Origin of the sequence: Bulleidia extructa W1219 (assembly GCF_000177375.1) — a bacterium.
GTDB lineage: Bacteria > Bacillota_I > Bacilli_A > Erysipelotrichales > Erysipelotrichaceae > Bulleidia > Bulleidia extructa.
This window is the reverse complement of sequence record NZ_ADFR01000003.1, coordinates 115,698-137,259: the sequence shown is the minus strand read 5'-3', so window position 1 is coordinate 137,259 and position 21,562 is coordinate 115,698. Positions and strand designations below refer to the sequence as shown.

The window sequence follows — 21,562 nt, the reverse complement described above, 5'->3', positions numbered from 1 at the left end:
GAAGCAGGTGATTTTGGTCTCAGTATTCTTTTTGTTATTGTTTTATAGAAAGTTATCCATTGAGAAATTGTAGTATGGTTGAGTTGACAAAATGAAAACGGACAGGTGCAGTTGATGGGATAGATGCAAAAATTTATATATTGTAAAAACAATAATTATGCTTTGATAATACTCAAGAAATGGAAATTGATAAATGTTGGCAAAATAATATGGGTATTCATATGAGTAAGAAATACAATGATGTGAGAATAAATTCAATTGAAAGAAATATAAAGAAAAATCCTTTAGACTATTTGGATTATATTAACAAAAACAAAAATGAGGAAGAAATACTAAAAGTTTTAAAATACTCTGGTTTTTTTGTTACAGATAGAAATGAAACATTATTTAGTAACGATACTAAACGTATAATAAAAAATTGGGTTAAAGATAACCTTTCAGATAATAGTTATAAGAAATTTAGACGATTATCTAAAGAGGGTGATAAACTAAATAAAAAAAGAAATCAAATAAAAAAAGATATATTAAAAATTGAACTGATGAAGTGTTCATATTTAAACTTGGTGGAAAGGTTTAATGATCAAATATCTATAAATTTAGATAAATTAAGTAAAACTTCATCTGAGTATGAGCAACAACAATATCTAGCTTCTAGCGAAAATATCATTTTAGGATTTGGAACATTGCTTAGAAATGGATTTATAAATGGCAAGTTGCCATATGATCAAAATGCTGATGATAAAGATGTAAATGATATCCTAGTTTTAATTCAGTTACTCAATTTAGTAAATGATATAATCGGTAATTGGATGTTCGGAGATGTGAAAGTAAATACTAGATTATTTAATAAATTATATATTAGTGAAAACCATGGAATAATTACAGATAGAATATTTTCATTTTTAGAATATTATAATTTAAATCATGTTAAAACTTTGAAAGATTTTGATAATGGAAATGAGATAATTAAATATTCAAATGCCTTTAGAGAAAAATTAAAAGAATTCTTTTATAGTGATGACTTAACTGAAGAATACCTAGGCATAAAACTGGAAAGATGGGTTTCCATCTACACTTACTTCTACAAACTAGCTATTAATGAAAAAAACGTACTAAAAATAGATAAAGAAAAATTAAAAAATGATTTATTTCAAAACAAATTTAGTGTAGATGAAATAAAGGCTATTTTTAATCATCTGGTATTTGGTAAAAGCAAAAATGATTTATTCTCATCATTTTTAATTGAATACAACAATTTTATACTTTTACTTCCATCAATAATAAAAATGATTGAACCACTAAAAAGTCTAATGGTTCTTTTTACCAATAATAATGAAATATCGAAAAAGGGTTCCAAATATGAAGATTACATACATAAGTTATTATTAAGATACAATCTTAGTGCTATTAAGAATGTCAATACGAGTAGTAATGGTGAGAGTTACGAATTAGATATTTTACTATATATAGATAATACATTATTTGTCATTGAGTGCAAAACTCAATTTCAGCATGATAATGTGAGAGGATATTGTCGCAATATTCAGGAACTAGACTATTACATTGATAAATTTAAACGTAATTTAAAATATTTTACCGAGGATGAAAATGGTAAGAAAAGCATCAATTCAAAGCTTAATGCCATTAATTGCAATATAAATAATGTAAATGTAGTCCCGGTTTTATTAACAAATATTTCTTATTCCTTTGTTGAAAGAGAGGGAATATATATTTTAAAAGATACAAAATTATACAATTTTATTACTGCCAATAATCCCGTGATACATTATATTGATAATATAAATAAGAAATATTTCATAATAAGGATGTTATCTCTAGAATTATTTATAAATAAAAGAGCAAATACATTTATCGATTTTCTTAGAAAAAACAATAATTATGAAATAAGCCCATATTGTGCAATAGAAAAATTTTTTTAAATGATCAATTTTTAAAAAGATATAAATTGTATATTACACGGCAAGATTTCAACAAAGACACATATGATAGAATAATCAAGAAGTACTGTAAACAACTTGAATAGTTCTTAAGATATATTTTCACAAACAGAATCAGATTCATTAAAACATGCCCTAAAAAGTGGCCTATATCATTGGGCCATTATAGTCTGATACATTTTAACTTAATGATAACTACTACCTATCGTTAAAATGTTTATAGATATGTTTCCACATACAAACAGGACTACTTGACATACATAGTGTTCACTCGTTTCATCATATAGAGAGTGTTGTTTTGAAGATGATGTACCATATCAAAGCATCGAATCAATCAAACGTTAACAATGATTGGAGTTGAGAATGTCTATCACCCGTTTTATTCATTTAAAAGAAAGTGAAAATAGTGATTTTGATATGAAAAATTTAATAGAGCTATTAAGGAAAAATATTCGGATCAATATCAGTTTGAGTTAAGAATAGATAGAAAACGATGTACATTTGCAATCGATTATTTTATTTTCATTCAAATCATAGAATTTTAGACTATGCAAATTTTATTTTATGGATAAGGACATATTTTCCAAAAGAAAAAGAAGTGGTTTTAGTGGATGAAAATGATACAGATCAAAAACTACTTTCATCAACTATACCAGTAGAGGATATTGAAAAGTGGGTAGAGAGTTGATGTATAAAAAATGATGACACGATCTGAATTATTAAAGTAAGATTTTTTGGTGATTTTGGCAAATGTCGAAAAACTTAAAACAAAAAAACAAATACAACAAAAAGGATATTAGTAAACATGTTAGATGAAATCAAAAATTATTGGCATCAATTAAAAACAGAGTATGAAAATAAATATAACAAACCGTTTTTAAAAGAGTTTCAAAGTTCAAAAGAATATCTTGAAAAAATGAAAAGTTATCTTCTGGCAAGGCATAAAAAATACCCCTCAGATGTCGATACGATATGTACACTTGCGTCCGTGCAGTTAGAGCTTGGATCTGGTGAATTGGAATATATAAAATTACTAGAAGAGTTTTTGGATCAGTTTTGGGAAATTTTAAATCACAAGCAGAAAGCAAGAATTTATACAAACATTGCGTTTGGCAAAGATTATTCTAAAGAAGCATTAGAGTATTTGAATAAAGCGAAAGATTTAAAATCACCATTTGCAGAAACATACACCGCTCTTGGACTTTACTATTTTTCTGAATACGAGTTCTATAGAAACGAAAAAAACATATCAATCAGTCATGAATATTTTAAAATAGCCAAAAATATGAATGAAAACTATGCGTATTCTTTAAATTATGCGGTATCTCTCTATGAACTGAAAGAATACCACAAAGCAAAGGAACTATTCTTGAACTTGCTTAGAAATAATCCAGACAGAATGTGGCTTAAGCTATGTATTGCTTATTGTGAAGTAAATCTTGGAAACAAAGAGAAAGCGATTTTCTATTTAGAACAGATAAGGCCCGGACAAGATGATCATTATGATTTGAGCACGGATGATATCTCAGAGTATCAAATTTTTGATGCCTATTATGCACTGGAAGAATACGATACATTTCTATCTTATTGTATTGAAGAAGTAGACAACGATTGTTATACAGCAAATTGGGATCATTTATTTTATACTCTATGGATAAAAGGACAAATGGAGCGATTTTCCAAACTTGAAGAAAAGAATAGAACCTACTTTGATGAGACGATAAAAGAGGCTATAGCCGATGAAGATTACGATAGCGAAGAAGAAAAACAAAACACTATCGCAAGCTGGAAAAAAGATCAAGAGGATTTTGAGGAAATGATATCCCGCATCAAGAAGAATGCGCCAAGACCGGCAATGGAATTGAAGTTATATCCAGAGTATTCATGTTATATGGTGGACTGTGTTAGGCATAAATTTTGATAGGAGTCATTTATATGAAATATACAATGGAGATACTGGACACTGCCTTAGACAACCTACAAAGCAAGGATATAAAAGAGCGCAAAAAAGCCGCAACATTTTTTATGAGAGCTGCTTGTGCTGAGCTTGGAACTAAAAATACAAAACCTGTAAAAGAATGGTTTATTGTCAATACAGAAAATTATTTGTCCGCTATAAAAGAAGAAACAGACCCTGAGATGATATGGATATATCTATATACATTACAAAATTTTTGTGCAAGATATCTTCATTTAAATCATCTGTATATCATTGACTCAGATATCATGACAGAAGATACTATTCAAAATTTTGAAGAAAGAAGTCAAGAATATGCCTATGATCTGCTTAAAAAACAGATACATCCTAAAGTATTACAAGGAATTGCATCATTTTTTTGGATATATAGACAAACGTTTGTTTGGGATCTTTTTATAGAAGTTTTAAAACAAAAAAAGACAAATTGACATTGTCTCATATTGGGATAGCTATCAGACAATGTTATGATTTATCACAAGAAAATAATAGAAGCATTTATATTTCAGATATTCAATTAAAAGAATTGCTGAAAGTGTTAGAAACGAAAAAAATATTGCAAAAAGAGATGAAATTATTGGAAAATTTATACGACTGTTCTTGAACTAAAAAAGATGGTATAAGGGATGACTATAAAATCAAAAATTTTTAAATGGTCTTGGATCATCACAAGTAAATGAAGGCAATCGTCGTGATACCTCTATCCTAAATCACTCCGGTTTAAGCTCCAAAAACGATAATATAAATGATAAAGAAAGGATGATCTATAAAATGGAATACGAATTGATAGTGATGATGATTGTAATAGTGATAATGATTATATTCGTTATTTTTCTTTCATACTTGATATCATCTTCATTTTCTAATTCACACAAATCACTCCAGTATCAATCATCCTTTGAAGATGGCCAGAAAAAAGCAGGCCGTTATGGGGAACGGGTTGCCATTCACTTGATACAAGAAATTCTTAATGAAAAGGATGTTTTATTAACTAATGTGAAAATTTCTTTTGAAGATAGAGAAACAGAATTAGACGATGTTATTATCAATAACCGTGGTGTTTTTATTATTGAAGTAAAAAATTATAGTGGAACCCTATCGGGAGATGAAGACGATTTTGAATGGATCAAAAATAAAGAAACAGAAGCCGGAATTTTTTATCATAAAATGGTCAAAAATCCGATCAAACAAGTCAAGCGCCAAATTAGTATCTTATCTCAGTATTTACGAGAAAATGGGGTTTTTATTTGGGTGGAAGGATATACCTTTTTAGTGGAAAATAATAGTCCGATCAACAGTTCCTATGTATTAAATACTCAAAAAGATATTCATACGGCAATCCATTTAGGAACTAACAATAAAATAACCAAAAAAACGAAAGAAAAAATCATTAAACTTCTTTCATAAAATCAATCTCTGAAACCCGCTCCTCAATGCCCAATGCGACATATGTCACTTCATTTGGATCATGAATATAGCCAATGACTTGCCCAATGATATTCATATTTCCCACTTTTAACCCACTAAAATATATTCCATCACGACATCACAAAGATGACCATTTTTATCATATCCAAAGTACACCGGATATACCCCATCTCCAAATCCCGATTGAATCATCGGGATAGATAATTCCGTACCTGGAATTTCAAAGTTGATCCAATCTCCACCTTCTCTTTGATATAACGGGTATTTCAATGCGTTTTGTCGAAATACTTCCGCAAAAAAATCATCGTAGATATTCTTGTCAGGATGTTCCTGATACCACCTTTTTTCAAAATCACAGTATACATTTTTTGTCTGTACATCAACAATGGTTGCAAGTCCTGCATCTACTTCAAAGCCAAAAAAACTACCTTCTTGAACCGAGGAAAGATCCTCATCCCCCCTTAACGCTTCTTGATAGATGATCGGTTTTTTGTCAGTAAATTTAACCCTAGTTGCCATATATCTATCATGTTCTTCTTCTATCTTAATCACCAAGGTTTCCAATTTATATCTACCTACCGGAACCGATTGTAAATATGGTTTTTCATCTTTACGCAACCAGACCAATGGATCTCTTACCAAAATTTCGCCACTTGGAAAACTCACCTCTCCCATATCAAGTACAACTACTTCTTTACCTTGAATTTCATTCATCTCAAAACATGTTGCATAATTGATTGGTGATACCAGAAAGTGTTTCACCTCTTCATACTTTGCAAGCCATTCTCGAGTTGGTTGAATTTTTTCCACCGGTTCATCCTCCTTTTTCTATTCTCTATCGTTATCCGACTATCTCTTCTACAAATTCCTTGAAACCGCATAGATCTATTTATACTTCATGTTCTATGTGATTAAATTGTGCTTTTAAACGACTAAGTTAATTATACAAAATAAAATAGTGAATTCGAATATTATCTAAAAGCCTTGAAGAATTTCATAGAAAACGATCATTCACTATGTCACAATAATATAAAGATGGTAAACCGCAAAATCAAGCATAAAAAAGCCATCACTCAGCTAAACAATCAAACAAAAAGCAATATGAAAAAGCAACCTTTAGTCGCCAAATTGTAAAGTGATCTTGGTAGTCTGCAACTATTGGTTTTGATATTGTTTCATTAGCAAAATTGCCAAGGAGAACCGATATGATACTTGCTGATAAAATCATTACTTTAAGAAAGAAAAATGGATGGTCACAAGAAGAATTGGCCGATCAACTTGAAGTCAGCCGCCAATCCGTATCCAAATGGGAAGGGGCTCAATCCATACCTGACATGAATAAGATTTTAAAATTATCAAAAGTTTTCGGAGTTAGTACCGATTACTTATTAAAAGATGAAATCGTGATAGCGGAAAATGAAACTCAACCCGAAACAGATAACCATTCGGCTGAAGTTTCTGTGTCTATGGAAGAAGCAAACGCTTTTCTACAGTTTAAAAACATTTCATCTTCACGGATTGCCTTAGGGGTAATGCTCTGCATTTTTTCTCCTATAGTACTCATTCTTTTGGATTTTCTTCAAGAAAATCATTTTCTTTCCATATCTGAAGAACAAGTAATAGGAATAGGGATGACTGTACTATTGATACTGGTCGGTATAGCTGTCGCTTTATTTGTCACTACATCCATACAAGGAAATCGATATAACTATCTCGAAAAAGAAAGCCTGGATACAGCTTATGGTGTTAAAGGAATGGTATTGGAAAAACGAGAAAAATTTCAAACCTCCTATACCTTTCAAATCACAATAGGAATTATTCTCTGTCTCATCTCTGTCATTCCTCATCTTTTCTTATCCATGATCCTTTTCAAAGAAAATGAGAAATTGGCTGATATGATCGCAATTCCATTGATGTTAATACTGGTTGGTTTTGGTGTATTTCTAATCGTTCATTCCAGCATCATTTGGGGTGGAATGAATATGCTTTTAGAAAGAGAAGATTACACACGTCTTCACAAAGAAGAGCAACGTAGAAACGCCCCCATCACAACCATTTATTGGTGTCTGACCATATCCATCTATCTTGCCTATAGTTTTATAACTCAACAATGGCATATCAGCTGGATTTTCTGGCCTATTGCCGGTGTCTCTTATGGCGTTATTATCGGTCTATTCAAACTCATTCGAAATAAAGCCTAAACAATACAGAACGATCCATTGCTTTTTACATATAAAAATGCTATAAGGATAAGTAGAATATTTCATAAATAGATAGGAGTTTATATATGGATCAAAAAACGATATTGATCATTTTGTGCGTTGTTGTTTTATGGGCTGTTTTATTCGGTGTGTTTATGGTTTTCGGTAAAAAGAGGAATCAGAAAGCCAAGGGTTTTTATGCCGATCATCAAGACAAAGCCATTCTTCATTTATATGGCACAAAAATCAAAATAGATGGGAAAGATCTCTCCGAATTTCCTCATACCACAGGAGAAAATCTACAAAAAGTGGTAGCGTTAACTCCAGTTTCGCATACCATTGAAGCCGTTTTTCAATCTACTGAAAATAGAGGTTTGAAAACACGGAACGTTAAAACAGAAAATATACACTTTGAAGTCACTTTAGAAGCAGGTCACAGCTACTATGCCGGGTTGTATTTCTACTCCGAAGAAGAACGAAAAAACCATTCTAAAGATGAAGTAGATACCTGTATTTTAGAAATTCCACTCTCTTTGACAGGGGAAGGCATTTCAACCGCTTATATTCGAGTTTGTCAAGAACATTAATGAAATTTTAAAAGGGTCAATCATTTTGACCCTTTTATATACCTTTCTTACTGATCGAACTTCTTTTGATATTATTTTTCTGCAAACACAATCGCATTGGTCGCTTCTTTGTGAATGAGTACCTCACCCTTTTCATTAGATAGTTCCATGATAATATCTTTAACTCGATTCAAGTCATCATAATTATAATCCGGGCCATAAAACCAACTGGTGTATCTTTCCAGACTATTCAACGCATTTTCCATTACAGAAGATTGACGAGTCACGGTTTGAAAGTTGGCTTTATATCCGTCTTCCAACAAAAGATTGAAGAAATACAAAATATCCTTTCCTCCATGTTTCTTTGGGACGATATGGAGCCTTCTAGCAATTTCATCTAATAAAGAATCACTACTATCCAACCACGAGCCTATTAATATTCCCTTTTCAGCAAGAGATAATATTTTTTCGTAATTTTCATAATAAGAAATCGCTGGACTGTTTGCAATAAAAACATATTCATATTTCTTTGACACTTCAAAATCTTGTAGAGAAGAATGATAGATGGTCACATTCGGATATCCGTTATCTTTCAAATAGTTTAATCCTATTTTTCTCATTTCTTTTGAAGGTTCTAACCCCTCTACTACAGCCGATTCATCTAACAGGATTTTTAAATAATCTGAAGTTCCACATCCGACATCAAGGACACTGGCACCTTTTAAATCAACAAAGTGCTTCAAATAATCTACATAATTCACTTCGTTTTTTTTCGAAGATTTAGAAAATTCTTTTGCCCTTTTATCCCACATTCTATTGGATTTCATTAAATCCTGGGGATCCTTATTCAGTTTTTCATAACAAAATTCTCGTAAACTATTCATGGATTTTAAATTCCTTAAAGCTTTCCGGATGCACTTTTTTCATAGAATCAAAGACATCTTTTCCGACAAACTTTGTATATATTTCTCTAGCCTTCTTTTCTATATCTATATCCTGATACTTTTCCGGATAAGCTAATTTACCAATATAATACATATTAATTAATGCCGTATCATAATTCATTCCATAGGTAAAGTATGGCATTAGTCCATATACTTTTCCTGTTTTAAACGCTTCTAATTTTTTATAAAAAGTTGGATCTTTTTTCATATCCTCTAATAAAGGCGTTTTACCGCTCATATCAAGAAGCATCAGCTTTGGATTAATTTCCAATAGCTTTTCTTTATCCAATATGATGGATCTTTTATTCGTGATTTTATCCATCACATTTTTGACGCCTACCGTTTTTAATAAATCTAACTTTGTTTTGGTAGATAAAATCCCTTGAGGTCCCTTAAAAGTAGTAGCTCCTATATAAGCTTCTAATGGTTTGGAAATACCTTCTGATCGCTTTTTCAAATCACTTTCAACATCTTTTATGGTTTGGATAATTTCATTGGCTCTCTTTTCTTTCTGCATTGTTTTTCCAATGATTGAAAAAGTATCATAGGTTTCTTTATCAAAGATATTACCTTTCATAATGGTGCCGATAGCTACAACCGGAACTTTAGTTTTTTCCTGTAATTTATCAAAATCTTCTTTACTAGTTTCATAAGCCGCAAAAATTACATCTGGTTTAACAAAGGCAAGATTCTCATAATTTGGTGACAATTTTGGTCCACCATTGCCAACTGATTTTATGTTTTTCAAATTTGGATAAGCGTGATGAATGGATTGTCCCTTTACGGAATGACCTTTTTTCTCAGTCTCTTCTATCCCTACAAGATTCTTATCACCGCATACGTATGTATAATATTTCAAAGCACCATGACCTATGGTCACTACTTTTTCAGGCACTTTATTAAAATGCACTTGTCTTCCTTTGATATCCGTCACCGTGAAAGTCCCTTTTTTCGCAGTTGCTTTCGTGTTTTCTTGCGTCTTTTCCTTTTTACCCGTACATGCTGAAAGAGTTAATACTCCGGCTAACAAAACGAGCAAAAATAGTTTTGATTTCTGTTTCATCGTCTACACCCTCCTAATTTAATATAACGATTTTCCTATTTTTGTACTTTAGAATGTCAACATCCAAACCATACACAGTTCGTATATTTTCCCTTGTGATAATCTCCTTTGAACCATATTTGAATACCTCACCATCTTTTAACATTAGATATTTATCTGAAAACTGCAACGATAAATTCATATCATGAATACTGACAATAACGGATATTTGTTTATCCTTGCAATATTGTTTCATCAATTTCATCACTTCTACTTGATTTCTAATATCTAAATTACTAGTCGGCTCATCCAACAGTAATATTTCAGGTTCTTGAGCCAAGGCTCTAGCCAATACCACCTTTTGAAATTCTCCACCACTTAGAGAAGTAGCTTCTCTCATAGCGTAGTCATTTAAGTTGAGACGACCTATAATTTCTTGAACTATCGCATAATCTTCTTTGGTGGCCTTTCCTTTTATGTATGGGACTCTTCCAATCAAAATACTATCGAAAACAGTATTTTGAGGCGCTTCATTTTGTTGACTGACATACGCCATTTTCTTTGCTAATTGCGAACGTTTCATATGTTTCAAATTTTCGCCTCTTATGTAAATCGTTCCTTTATAAGGGCTTAAAATCTGATTCAAATTTTTGAGTAATGTGGATTTACCGGCTCCATTGATACCCAACAATGAAACAAATGCTCCTGCTTCAATATCAACACTTATATTTTTTAAAATTTCTTTATCATATTTAAATGATAAACGATCTATTTTGATAACACTCATTTACCTCTCCTTGATTAGCATATACAAGAAAAAAGGAGCTCCTATTAGAGAGGTAATCGCTCCAACCGGTAAAATACTCGGCTTTACGATAACCCTGGCCAATGTATCACTAAACAAAACAATAACCGCTCCTAAAAGCACGGTCGCCGGGAACATAAAACGTTTATCATCTCCTATGATGATTCTTGTCAACTGAGGGGCCAATAAGCCAACAAAACCGATGATTCCAACATAAGCCACCCCTATTCCGGTATTGAGAGAAGCAAGCAGTATGGAAAGGTTCCTCATAAACCGGATGTTGATTCCTAAAGAATGAGCCACACTTTCTCCCATATCCATGGCGTTATACTTCCATCTAAATTGATAGATAATCATCGATGATAGTATGAAAACCATTCCAACTATTAAAATTTGAGAATAATTAATTCGCCCCAAATCACCAAACGTCCAAGACACAGCTGATGCAATTTGTTCATCTGTGGAAAAAAACTGAATGAGTATGGTCATTGCTGAAAACATAGCGTTCAAAGCAACTCCAAGTAACAATACAGTTGATCGATTGGCTCTTTTCAAAGATGAAAACCAGAGAACTATTAAGGTACAAATCATCGCAAAAACAAAAGATAATATCCCTGTTGTTGCCATTCCAACCTCTATTCCCATACCCGAAAATACGATAAGCGCTATGTTGGCTCCTAATACAGAAGCATTAGAAATACCAAGAGTTGATGGCGAAGCTAGTGGATTATTTAATACCGATTGAATAATCATACCTGACATGGCTAAATTCATGCCGATAAACAATCCTCCCAAAATTCTTGGCAACCTTATATTAAAAACAATATGTTTTGTAATATCGGTTCCCTTTCCCAACAAAGTTAATAGACTTTCTTGAATGGTCATCTCGGAAGAACCCATATTCACGGAAATGAGTATATTGATAAACAAAATAATCAGTAACAATAAGATGTATAACACTTTTCTATATAACAAGTTTCTATATGACTTTTCTAAACTCATTTATTTTCCTTCTCTATGGCATTTTGGTTTCAACCATCGGTCATAAAACCACGGGAAGTTAGACATAACTAACCAAATCCGAGTCTATCATATCAACTATTCTTTTTCAACTGATATGAATCATGCTATAATATTGTAGATATGTGCTCGTGGCGCAATTGGATAGCGCATTTGATTCCGAATCAAAAGGTTGTGAGTTCGAGTCTCATCGAGCACACTTAAAAGACACTTGGTTCAAAGTGTTTTAGCTTGTTGATACCATAATCAACAAGCTTTTTTAATACTTCTTTCTAAAAGAAGAACGTTATCCTCTTGTGATAACGTTCTTCCATCATCTTATTAGTGATTTGTATTGACCGTTTCAAAATTTCCTTTCATATCGGTTACTTTTCCTGTTTTTTGTTTCACATCAATACAACCGGTTAGCCCAATCCCCATTAAAATGACAAGAAATCCACCGATCATCTTTTTAAGCATCTTATTTCCTCCTATTGTTTTTTAATTTTCAAAATTTCCCTCTATGAAAAAGAAAATATACGTCCGTATCTGTTCGATTATTCCCACTTGTCCCTTCATCTTTTAATGACTACCACATTCCAAAATTGAATCCTATCACCTAATTGTTCAATAAGATCATTTTGTCTTTTAAGATAGAAAATTCCACCCTGACGGCTTTTCCTAACGTCTCACCATCGACATGAAGATAAACCGGTTGATCAAATTCAAAAGATTGATAGGAATGTTGTTCAATATGGACATACGGAGTTTCAACATGTTTTCCCTCACGCGCACTAGGAATCAAGCCAACCATCCGAAAACGTTTAATTTCCGATATTTTAACAAAATCCAACAACCCATCCTGAGCACTGGCTTTAGGACTAAATAAGAAACCACCGCCTTCATAAGGCTGATTCATCACCGCAATAAAAGCCACGTCTTCTTTTTCATCTCTTAAAGAGAACGGTTGATATTCAAACATGGATAAAGCCCCATAAGCAAGATACACCAAATGTCCCATACCCACTTTATTCAAACGTGCCTTCCAACGACTTTTTGAAACGTGATAACAAGCTAGCGCATCATACCCGATTCCACAAGAAATCAAAAATCTTCGTCTTTGCGGTTTATCTCCTTGTAGAATATGAATCATTGGAACATCCACTTCTCGATATCCTTTTTTTAAAATGGATTCCAATGCTATCGTAATATCACGTGTAATGCCCATTCCTCGACCGAAATCATTTCCTGATCCACTTGGAATATATCCTAAACGAACCTTGGAAAAATCTTGAATGGCATTCACCGCTAAGTTCATAGAACCGTCTCCACCAATGATAATGACATCAATGACTTGACCATGCTGAAGACTTTTTAAAATGTCATTCACATCACGATTCTTAGTAGAAAAAAACGCTTGGTATAAAATACCTCTTTTTTGAAACTCACCTTTCACATACAACCATGTTTTGTTTCGATACGATCCCGAACCGGGATTAACAATCACATAATACACTAGGTTTCCTCCTCAAACACAAGAACACAACTTTGCCCATCCTGGCTGATTTTCACATTTGGATAAATTTCTTTCAACATTTTTTCATAAATAGATGGAAAGGGCATTGAAGGAGAATAATGGGTTAACCAGAGATCTTTCACACCACACTTTTGAGCAATATCACAAGCCTCTTGCATCATCATGTGCTTATTCATTTGAGCATTCTCTATCTTTTCCACATCTCCATACATGCCTTCTGCAATCAAGAGATCCGCTTGTAAAGCCTGTCGAACCAAAGAACTAGTTGGTCTGGTATCCGTTGCATACACCAAAGAAATTCCTTTTCTTTCATTTCCCAAGACAGCACTAGGTAAGATTTCTTTTCCTTCAAAAAGAACGGTTTCTCCCTTTTGGAGTTTAGACCAATATTGCACCGGTAAGTTCAAAGCCTTTGCTTTTTCTACCAAAAACTTCGGTTTTCTTTTCAAATCAAAACGATATCCCAAACACTCTACACTATGGATCAGTGGAAAAGCTTGTACTTGTAACTCTTCTAAAGAGAAAACAGAATGACCATCAATTTCAATACAGTTCACTTCAAAAGGAATAAAACGAGCCAATAAAGTCACTCCTTGAATCACTTCTTTCAATCCCTTTGGTCCGTAAATACGAATTGGTTCCAAACGATTATTTTTTGCCATAGTCAATAATAATCCCGGCAAACCGGCAGTATGATCTGCATGATAATGTGTCAAAATAATCGTATCAATTTGTTTTAAGGAAAGACCTTGTTCTTGAAGAGCGATTTGGGTTCCCTCACCACAATCAATCAAAGTTGCTTTTCCTCGTAATTTAATATAAAGCGAAGTCAACCACCGTTTTGGTAATGGAACGGTTCCTCCGGTTCCAATTAAATGGACTTCTATCATATTTCCCCTTTTCTACTGTTGTTTTAATAACTCCGATAACTTAGGCATCAATTGTTGCTTACGGGAAATAATAGTTGGATCAAAACCACTATGATCATCAATGATGGTCTCCAATAATTCCTGTAATACATAGGACATGGAACCACCATATACAAAATAAGAACCATTTCCTAAAACATCTGTAAACAACATCACCAATAAATCCAAGCCTTGACGTTCTTGTTCCTTGAAAACCTGTTCCTTCATCTTTGGAAGTAATGATTGTACTTCTTCGGTATGAGAAAAGTTAGTTTGTCCAATCGCAATATGATAACGATCCACATCATAAAACTTCAAATCACGATATAAGATATCCTTAGGTGTTGAATCCTTTAGAGCCACCGAAGCCGCCAACATTTCCACCGCATAGGCATTCACATCCTTAATACCGGCAATTTCAGCTAAGAATTGAACGGTATCCCTATCTTCTTGAGTCGTGGTAGCCGATTTGAAATTTAAGGTATCTGATAAAATAGCTGACAGCATGATCCCTGCCATTGGTTTAGAAGGCACCAAACCGGCTTCTTTATACAAAAGATTCACAATCGTACAAGTACAACCACAGCGATGATTACGATATTCAATTGGATGGCTTGTCGTGATATCACCAATATGGTGATGATCTATAATGGCTACAATATCCCCTTTATCAATATTCTGCATTGATTGATTTTTAGCGGAATGATCCACTAAAGCAATCTGTAACTTCCGATAATTCCTGGTATGGTAACGAGAAACTCCACCAACAATATCTCCATTTTCATTTAAGACAGGATAAGAACGAACCCGCGAATGATTCATCTTAGAAGCCACATCATCGACATATTCCGTATCTAAAAAAGTGATCGGATTACATGACATAATTTGTTCAACAGAATAGCTTTCATTAATCACTGCCGCTGTATGCATAGTACTTTCCGGGGTTTCAATAATGGCACAACCCAACCGTTTCGCTTCCGACATCACTTCTAAAGTAGCGCAAGCCCCCATGGTTAAAACCAGACATTTTGCCCCTTCTCGAATGGCATCAATTTGGCGCATTGAGCCAACCGACATCATGACCACACAATCTCTTACTTCATAAGGACTATCCGCCATTTGATCCACTGTAATCACGTGTACTTGACCATTAAAAGAAAAATGTTCCGGTTCAAAACGAATACGACCACCAATCGTTCTTGAAATATTGGCTAAACTGGCTGTCTTCATCAGTTGCTCTAAATCCGTTTCCGGATGAAAACGGAAACGAGATAAATCAGAAGTTGTACAAATCCCTTTTAACTTTCCTTCATCATTTATCACAAACAAACTTCTATTTTGCGTATTTTCCATCAAATGCCAAGCATGATGTACCGTTTCATAAGTTTTAATCGTTGTTGGTATATCTAATTCAATATCACATAAACGAGCCCTGGCATCCGTCATTAATAGTGGATTATCCAAACCGAAACGTTTCAAAATGAATTTAGTTTCTTCATTCAAAGGCCCTTGTCGACAAGCTAATGCTTTTTTCCCTGTCTCATTTAATAAGTTCGCATACGCTATAGCACTACAAATAGCATCACTATCCGGATGACGATGCCCACTCACATAAATTGTCTCATTTAACATTAATAACTCAATACCTCATTTCCTTCTTCCGTAATTAAAATCGTGTACTCCCATTGAGCCGAATCTTTCCCATCTCTGGTTGAAATTGTCCAATCATTATAAGGATCAATCACCACACTAGCTCCTCCCGCATTAATCATCGGTTCAATGGTGATCACCATACCGGGTACTAATACCATACCCCTACCCTTTTGACCAATATGAGCTACAAAAGGATCTTCATGGAATTCTAAACCAACTCCATGACCCCCAATATCTCGAACCACTGAATAACCGGTTTTCTTAATAAAGTTTTGAATCGCATAGCCGATATCACCTACATGAGCCCACGGTTGGGCAGCTTTTAAACCGATTTCCAAAGCTTCTTTGGTTACCTCACAAAGTTTTCTTCTTTCTTCAGAAACATGACCAATATAAAACATTCTCGAAGCATCTCCATAGTAACCATTTACAATGGTAGTGCAATCCACATTGATGATATCTCCCTCATGAAGTTTCTTCAAACGTGTCGGAATACCATGACACACTTCTTCATTCACTGATGTACACACATGTTTCGGAAATCCTTCAAAATGATAAGGGGCACAAATACCACCATTTTTTTCTGTGAATTCAGCCACGATGACATCAATTTCCTGTGTATTCATTCCAACATGAATATTTTTCTCCACTTCATTTAATACCAATGTGTTCAACGCCGAAGCTTTTCGAATCCCTTCAATCATGGTTGGTCGCTTGATATACTTATCTGCAATCACCGTTTCTCCCCGTCGACGAAGATACTCCATTTTTTCTAAGATGGAATTCGGAATAGGCTCCTTATCCATGATTTCTTTCCACTTTTTTTGATCCATATTTTCTCCTATCAATCTGTACTACCTATCCCACCATTTCGGATAGTTTCTACTTCTCTTTCTTCTGCCAGACCATATTGCATAAAAATACCTTGTACAAAACGATCTCCAGCCTTTAACTTCATCGACTTAGACGCATGAACTTTTGCCAAAATATGACCTTCATTATCCGATTGATAATAATCACTATCAATGACACCCACGCTATTATCTAATGTCAAACGATATTTAAAACCCAAGGAAGATCTTGGAACGATCAATAAAACATAATCTTGTTCTATTTTAGCACGAATCCCCGTTGGAATTAGTTGACTTTCTTGATGAATCACCACATCCATAGGACACACAAAATCATAACCGGCTGAACTTTTGGTTCCTCGTTTAGGAATTTCAATTTGCTGATAAGCTTTTTGAATAGCCTCTTCCTCATAACCTAATTTCAAAAGATCCTTTCGAAATTGTTCTAAACTTACTTTTTCAAATTTTGCAATTGCCATACTTACCCTTTCATCATTTCAATAAAAAACTGAACCAACACGTATTCGTTTGGATAAAAATCCAAAGCTTTTTCTTCACTCATCCATTCATTCCCAGAAATCTTGGCTTGTAAGAAAAATTCAAAAGCTTCTTTAGAAGTCACTCTTTTTTTCTTTTTACAAGGAATTTGTCCCAAAATAGCTTTCTTAAAAGTGATTAATAATTCTTTTTTCACATCCTCGAAAGTATAAACGATTTCATCATTAAAATCAGCCAAATCCATCACTTCTTCCAAAAGAGAAACGCACAACCCTTTTTCATCTAGTTGTTTTTCCAAACTGAAAGTCACAGCTTTTTCTTGGATATAACCCGCTTTTATATGACTACTCCTCGTATGAATGATTTCAATTTTTCGTTCATATCGTAACAAATTCACAAAAAAACCTCGAAAAAATTTCGGCATTGGAAATAATTGGAAAGTGTAATGATAGCCCTCATAATCTCCTAAAGCTTTTCTAGCTTCCAGATAACCCAAACGTTGATTTCTCATCATCATATCAGCATTAAATTCCAAGAAATTCGGTAACTCCACATGTGGGTGAATATAAGTAATAAAAGGAACTCCCATACATTCAGGGTGACTGACTTTCGCCCCTAGATCCACGACCACCAATTCATCAGCTCCTTTTTGTAAAGCACAATCAACCGGAACATTATCAAAGTAACCACCATCAATATAGTCTTGCCCCTCAATGGTACAAACCGGAAAAGCCGGATACGCTGAAGCACTGGCCAATAACCATTGTTTCCCATGGGTTTTCATCATCTCTTTATTCACGTAAACACCTGATTTATCTTTTGCTCTAGCCACTACTATGCCAAAATCAATGGGACTTGAGAAAAATTTTTCTTCATCATAATAATCATCAATCATTTTTTTCAAAGGAGTCACATCTAATCCCTTTTGTTGAAAATACTCTCGAATGCTATTAGATAAATGTTTACGTTGTTCAATGATCGTTCGAATTTGCCAATCATCCGGAATGAAATTTTGAATAATTTGATCCCGTGTCAAACAAGCATACATTTCTTTCATCTTATCCCAATCATCTTGAACTAAAAATAGGGCATTTAAAGCTCCAACTGATGTTCCGCAAATCAAATCAAACTGATAAGCTTCTCTTTCCTTTAAAGCTTTGATCACACCAAGTTCAAAAGCTCCTCTGGTACCCCCACCGGATAAAACCAAGGCTCTCATTTATTTTCACCTCTTTTTATCTATCATAACACGAAGCCTTAAACTCGTTATATAATAGGACAGATAAGAAGGAGTTTTTTAACATGAAATTACGCGTTGGTGTCTTTTTTGGCGGAGAATCTGTTGAACACGAAGTATCCATTATTTCTGCTCAACAAGCTATTCATGCCCTAGATAAAGATAAATATGAGGTCATCCCCCTTTACGTAGCAAAGGATCGTAAAATTTATTACAATCCGGAGAAGTTTTTTTCAGTAGAGAATTTCACCAATCTTCCTGCATTATTAAAAGAAAGCATTCAAGTGACTTTGGTCAATCTGGGAAATGAATGTGCCATTCGTCCCGTCCACATCGGCCTTTTTCAAAAGAAAACATTGGGAACGATTGATTTGGCAATCCCCGTCATGCACGGTACCAATGGTGAAGATGGCACCATTCAAGGGTTATTTGAAATGTTGAAGATCCCTTTCGCCGGTTGTGATATTTATGGAGCTGTGATCGGTCAAGATAAAGTCTTCCAAAAACACATTCTCCATGATAATCACTTACCGATTACCCCTTGGTTTTGGGTCTATGGTCAAGATATTGAAACCTATCAAACACAAATCTTAGAAAAAGTGAATAGCTTAGGCTATCCCGTCATCTTAAAACCGGCTCGCACAGGTTCTTCAATCGGTATTTCCATCGCTCATGACAACGAAGAGTATTTAGACTGTTTCAAAGATGCCATGCGTTACGATGAAAAAATCATTACTGAAAAAGTCATCAAGCCAATGCGTGAAATTAATTGTTCCGTCATTGGTGATCATACAGGTTCTCGAGCTTCTGTCCTAGAAGAAGTCACTCAACAAGAAAAAGAATTATTGGACTTTGATAAAAAATATGGATCGGGTGGTTCGAAAGGAAAATCAGGTATGGCGGCCACTTCCAGACAAGTTCCGGCTCCTTTATCCCATGAGGAAACGAAATACATCCAACAATTAGCGAAAGACACATTCCGTGTCTTAGGATCTGCTGGTGTATGCCGGATTGATTTCATCATGGATGCCGAAACCAAAAAAATTTACATCAATGAAATCAACACTATTCCAGGATCTCTAGCTTTCTATTTATGGAAAGAAGAAGGGGTTGATTTTAGTAAATTAATGAATCAATTAATTACCTTAGCGCTAGATAGAGAACGCCGTCGTAATCAGATCACCACTTCTTTTTCTTCAAATATTTTGGAGAATATGACAAAGGGTGGTTCAAAGGGTAGTAAAGTGTAATCTCACAGTCTATTGATAAAGCCATGATCAATAGGCTTTTTTTCTACGTTTTGACTTCTGATTATTTTTTACGATGATTTCCCTTTTCTTAAATCCTTACGGTATCGTTATGACATTTTTTATACTATCAACTTTACGATCATGCTTCAAATCTTTACATAATGGAGAAAACAAAAACAATATTTCGACCATTTAGCTCATGGTATAATGAGAACCTACACTATACAACTTTGAAAGGAAAAATATGAAATACTTATTTTGCTTATTGATACCAATAGGAGTATCCCTATTGATTATATGCCTCAAATCCATAATCCGTTTTGCAAAGAATGAAATCATTTATGAAATGCCTTATAAAAATAAAACAGGAACCTTTACACTTGAAACTGATGGAACATATGGTTTATGGCTTCATGGGAAACTATGGACCAAGCCTCCACTGGGAGAATTTGGTTTTAATATCACTCATCAACAGACAGGAAAGAAAATTCCTCTTTCAATAACCTTTTTACGTAGAAGCGTAAATGGAATTAAAACAGGACGAATAGAATTGTATTCTTTTCATGCAGAAAAAGGAACCTATGTCATTTCGCTAGATGGCGAAACGAGTCATCGAGATAAAATAAGTGCCATTATCCGCAATATGATCAATAAGCAATCTGTTGATGATAGTTTGTATTCTATTCAAATTCGTCATCATACTCCCGAGTATGTTTTACTGATATGTATTTTTGGTATGATATTCGGTTTCATGGCAACTCTTTTAGGAATTATTCTTCCTATTATTTTACCATAGTCAAAAAGTTATCTATAGATCCACTATGTCTTATCTACCAATGCTTAAATAAGCTCATCCCACCATTTTTTGTTTTGTTCATTCGTCAAATCCTTTATCAATCTATTCTCGTTTCATTCAGATCAATGTTCTTCTTTCGAACTCTGAAATCTTTCTATATAATAGGGGTATAAGAAAGTGAGGTTATTATGTCAACTCCACATAATAGTGCCGAAAAAGGTCAATTTGCGAAAACTGTCTTAATGCCTGGCGATCCATTAAGAGCAAAATTCATCGCTGAAACATTCCTTGAAAATCCTGTACTGGTCAATAATGTACGTGGTATCCAAGGCTATACAGGAACTTGGAAAGGAAAACCTGTTTCTGTGATGGCTTCCGGTATGGGGATGCCGTCTATTGGTATTTACAGCTATGAATTATTCAAAGAATACGATGTCGAAAACATCATTCGTATCGGATCCGCTGGTGCCTATGTCCCGGATTTAAAGATGTTTGATGTGGTTCTAGCAAGTGCAGCTTATTCGGAAAGTAGTTATGCCAAAGTGCAATCGGGTTATGAAGATTGTTTTGGTTACCCTTCTAAAGCGTTGAATGAAAAACTATTAAAAGCCGCTAAAGATCTAGAAATTCCGGTTAAAGAAGGGGTAATTCATAGTTCTGATGTTTTCTATCGTGAAAATCATGATGGTGGTGAAGACCCGGTTAATGATAAACACTGTATCTGCGTTGAAATGGAAAGTTTTGCGTTATTTAATAACGCTCGTGTTTTAGGAAAAAATGCCTCTTGCTTATTGACCATTTCAGATAGTTTAGTGTCTCATGAAGCCACTACAGCTGAAGAAAGACAAACCAGTTTTACAAGAATGATGAAAATTGCTTTAGACGCTGCTATTGCCGATTAAAGTGAAAAAGAA

At 33.9% G+C, this 21,562-nt stretch carries 21 protein-coding genes and 1 tRNA gene; 10 read left to right on the top strand and 12 right to left on the bottom strand.

The window, feature by feature from the left end; translation table 11 throughout:
* The first annotated feature begins 179 nt into the window (after positions 1–179).
* The 4 genes from HMPREF9013_RS03155 to HMPREF9013_RS03135 all read left to right on the top strand — a co-directional run bounded on the left by HMPREF9013_RS03155 (position 180) and on the right by HMPREF9013_RS03135 (position 5,340).
* Positions 180–1,940, top strand: a complete 1,761-nt coding sequence (locus HMPREF9013_RS03155) for a hypothetical protein (protein ID WP_006626930.1) — start codon at positions 180–182, stop codon at positions 1,938–1,940.
* Positions 1,941–2,763: 823 nt separating this feature from the next.
* A complete protein-coding gene (locus HMPREF9013_RS03145; protein ID WP_006626928.1) occupies positions 2,764–3,879 on the top strand; it encodes a tetratricopeptide repeat protein in 1,116 nt (371 codons plus the stop codon).
* A 14-nt stretch (positions 3,880–3,893) separates the two neighbouring features.
* Positions 3,894–4,364, top strand: coding sequence for a hypothetical protein (locus HMPREF9013_RS03140; protein WP_006626927.1), 471 nt, complete (start codon positions 3,894–3,896; stop codon positions 4,362–4,364).
* A 328-nt stretch (positions 4,365–4,692) separates the two neighbouring features.
* Positions 4,693–5,340 (top strand): nuclease-related domain-containing protein, encoded by a 648-nt coding sequence (locus HMPREF9013_RS03135; protein ID WP_156780628.1) that lies wholly within the window; start codon positions 4,693–4,695, stop codon positions 5,338–5,340.
* A gap of 108 nt (positions 5,341–5,448) precedes the next feature.
* On the opposite strand, the gene HMPREF9013_RS03130 is transcribed toward HMPREF9013_RS03135, so the two are convergent.
* Positions 5,449–6,171 (bottom strand): DUF4241 domain-containing protein, encoded by a 723-nt coding sequence (locus HMPREF9013_RS03130; RefSeq protein WP_006626923.1) that lies wholly within the window; start codon positions 6,169–6,171, stop codon positions 5,449–5,451.
* Positions 6,172–6,566: 395 nt separating this feature from the next.
* Between HMPREF9013_RS03130 and HMPREF9013_RS03125 the strand changes: the two genes are divergently transcribed.
* Positions 6,567–7,562: a helix-turn-helix domain-containing protein gene (locus tag HMPREF9013_RS03125; RefSeq protein ID WP_006626922.1), complete on the top strand. Its 996-nt coding sequence runs from the start codon at positions 6,567–6,569 to the stop codon at positions 7,560–7,562.
* 86 nt (positions 7,563–7,648) lie between these two features.
* Positions 7,649–8,149 carry a hypothetical protein gene (locus tag HMPREF9013_RS03120; protein ID WP_006626921.1) on the top strand — a complete coding sequence of 167 codons (501 nt, stop codon included), beginning with the start codon at positions 7,649–7,651 and terminating at the stop codon, positions 8,147–8,149.
* A gap of 71 nt (positions 8,150–8,220) precedes the next feature.
* Here the strand turns inward: HMPREF9013_RS03120 and HMPREF9013_RS03115 are convergent, their stop codons facing one another.
* Genes HMPREF9013_RS03115 through HMPREF9013_RS03100 form a run of 4 tightly spaced genes read right to left on the bottom strand, consistent with a single transcriptional unit; the run spans position 8,221 to position 11,921 of the window.
* Positions 8,221–9,012, bottom strand: coding sequence for a class I SAM-dependent methyltransferase (locus HMPREF9013_RS03115; protein ID WP_006626920.1), 792 nt, complete (start codon positions 9,010–9,012; stop codon positions 8,221–8,223).
* On the bottom strand, positions 9,005–10,135 hold the full coding sequence (locus tag HMPREF9013_RS03110) for an ABC transporter substrate-binding protein (RefSeq protein WP_006626919.1): 1,131 nt from the start codon (positions 10,133–10,135) through the stop codon (positions 9,005–9,007). The genes HMPREF9013_RS03115 and HMPREF9013_RS03110 overlap by 8 nt, the downstream gene beginning before the upstream one ends.
* A gap of 13 nt (positions 10,136–10,148) precedes the next feature.
* Positions 10,149–10,901, bottom strand: a complete 753-nt coding sequence (locus HMPREF9013_RS03105; RefSeq protein WP_006626918.1) for an ABC transporter ATP-binding protein — start codon at positions 10,899–10,901, stop codon at positions 10,149–10,151.
* A complete protein-coding gene (locus HMPREF9013_RS03100; protein WP_006626917.1) occupies positions 10,902–11,921 on the bottom strand; it encodes a FecCD family ABC transporter permease in 1,020 nt (339 codons plus the stop codon).
* 143 nt (positions 11,922–12,064) lie between these two features.
* Between HMPREF9013_RS03100 and HMPREF9013_RS03095 the strand changes: the two genes are divergently transcribed.
* A tRNA-Arg gene (locus HMPREF9013_RS03095) sits at positions 12,065–12,138 on the top strand.
* Between the two features lie 122 nt (positions 12,139–12,260).
* Here the strand turns inward: HMPREF9013_RS03095 and HMPREF9013_RS07435 are convergent.
* From HMPREF9013_RS07435 to HMPREF9013_RS03065, 7 genes are all read right to left on the bottom strand, one after another.
* A complete protein-coding gene (locus HMPREF9013_RS07435) occupies positions 12,261–12,398 on the bottom strand; it encodes a hypothetical protein (RefSeq protein ID WP_006626916.1) in 138 nt (45 codons plus the stop codon).
* Positions 12,399–12,537: 139 nt separating this feature from the next.
* Positions 12,538–13,434 carry a diacylglycerol/lipid kinase family protein gene (locus HMPREF9013_RS03090; protein WP_006626915.1) on the bottom strand — a complete coding sequence of 299 codons (897 nt, stop codon included), beginning with the start codon at positions 13,432–13,434 and terminating at the stop codon, positions 12,538–12,540.
* Positions 13,434–14,345 carry a ribonuclease Z gene (locus HMPREF9013_RS03085; protein ID WP_006626914.1) on the bottom strand — a complete coding sequence of 304 codons (912 nt, stop codon included), beginning with the start codon at positions 14,343–14,345 and terminating at the stop codon, positions 13,434–13,436. The genes HMPREF9013_RS03090 and HMPREF9013_RS03085 overlap by 1 nt, the downstream gene beginning before the upstream one ends.
* Before the next feature lie 12 nt (positions 14,346–14,357).
* Positions 14,358–15,995: a putative manganese-dependent inorganic diphosphatase gene (locus tag HMPREF9013_RS03080; protein WP_006626913.1), complete on the bottom strand. Its 1,638-nt coding sequence runs from the start codon at positions 15,993–15,995 to the stop codon at positions 14,358–14,360.
* Positions 15,995–16,849: a type I methionyl aminopeptidase gene (map, locus tag HMPREF9013_RS03075; protein WP_006626912.1), complete on the bottom strand. Its 855-nt coding sequence runs from the start codon at positions 16,847–16,849 to the stop codon at positions 15,995–15,997. The genes HMPREF9013_RS03080 and map overlap by 1 nt, the downstream gene beginning before the upstream one ends.
* Before the next feature lie 11 nt (positions 16,850–16,860).
* Positions 16,861–17,346 (bottom strand): dCTP deaminase/dUTPase family protein, encoded by a 486-nt coding sequence (locus HMPREF9013_RS03070; protein WP_006626911.1) that lies wholly within the window; start codon positions 17,344–17,346, stop codon positions 16,861–16,863.
* Between the two features lie 2 nt (positions 17,347–17,348).
* Entirely contained in the window at positions 17,349–18,584 is a 1,236-nt protein-coding gene (locus HMPREF9013_RS03065) for a patatin-like phospholipase family protein (protein ID WP_006626910.1), read from the bottom strand.
* An 83-nt stretch (positions 18,585–18,667) separates the two neighbouring features.
* Here HMPREF9013_RS03065 and HMPREF9013_RS03060 point away from each other — a divergent pair, with 83 nt between their 5' ends.
* From HMPREF9013_RS03060 to deoD, 3 genes are all read left to right on the top strand, one after another.
* Entirely contained in the window at positions 18,668–19,852 is a 1,185-nt protein-coding gene (locus tag HMPREF9013_RS03060) for a D-alanine--D-alanine ligase family protein (protein ID WP_006626909.1), read from the top strand.
* Positions 19,853–20,198: 346 nt separating this feature from the next.
* Positions 20,199–20,648: a hypothetical protein gene (locus tag HMPREF9013_RS03055; RefSeq protein WP_198002119.1), complete on the top strand. Its 450-nt coding sequence runs from the start codon at positions 20,199–20,201 to the stop codon at positions 20,646–20,648.
* Between the two features lie 188 nt (positions 20,649–20,836).
* Entirely contained in the window at positions 20,837–21,550 is a 714-nt protein-coding gene (gene deoD / locus HMPREF9013_RS03050; protein WP_006626907.1) for a purine-nucleoside phosphorylase, read from the top strand.
* The last annotated feature ends 12 nt before the right edge of the window (positions 21,551–21,562 follow it).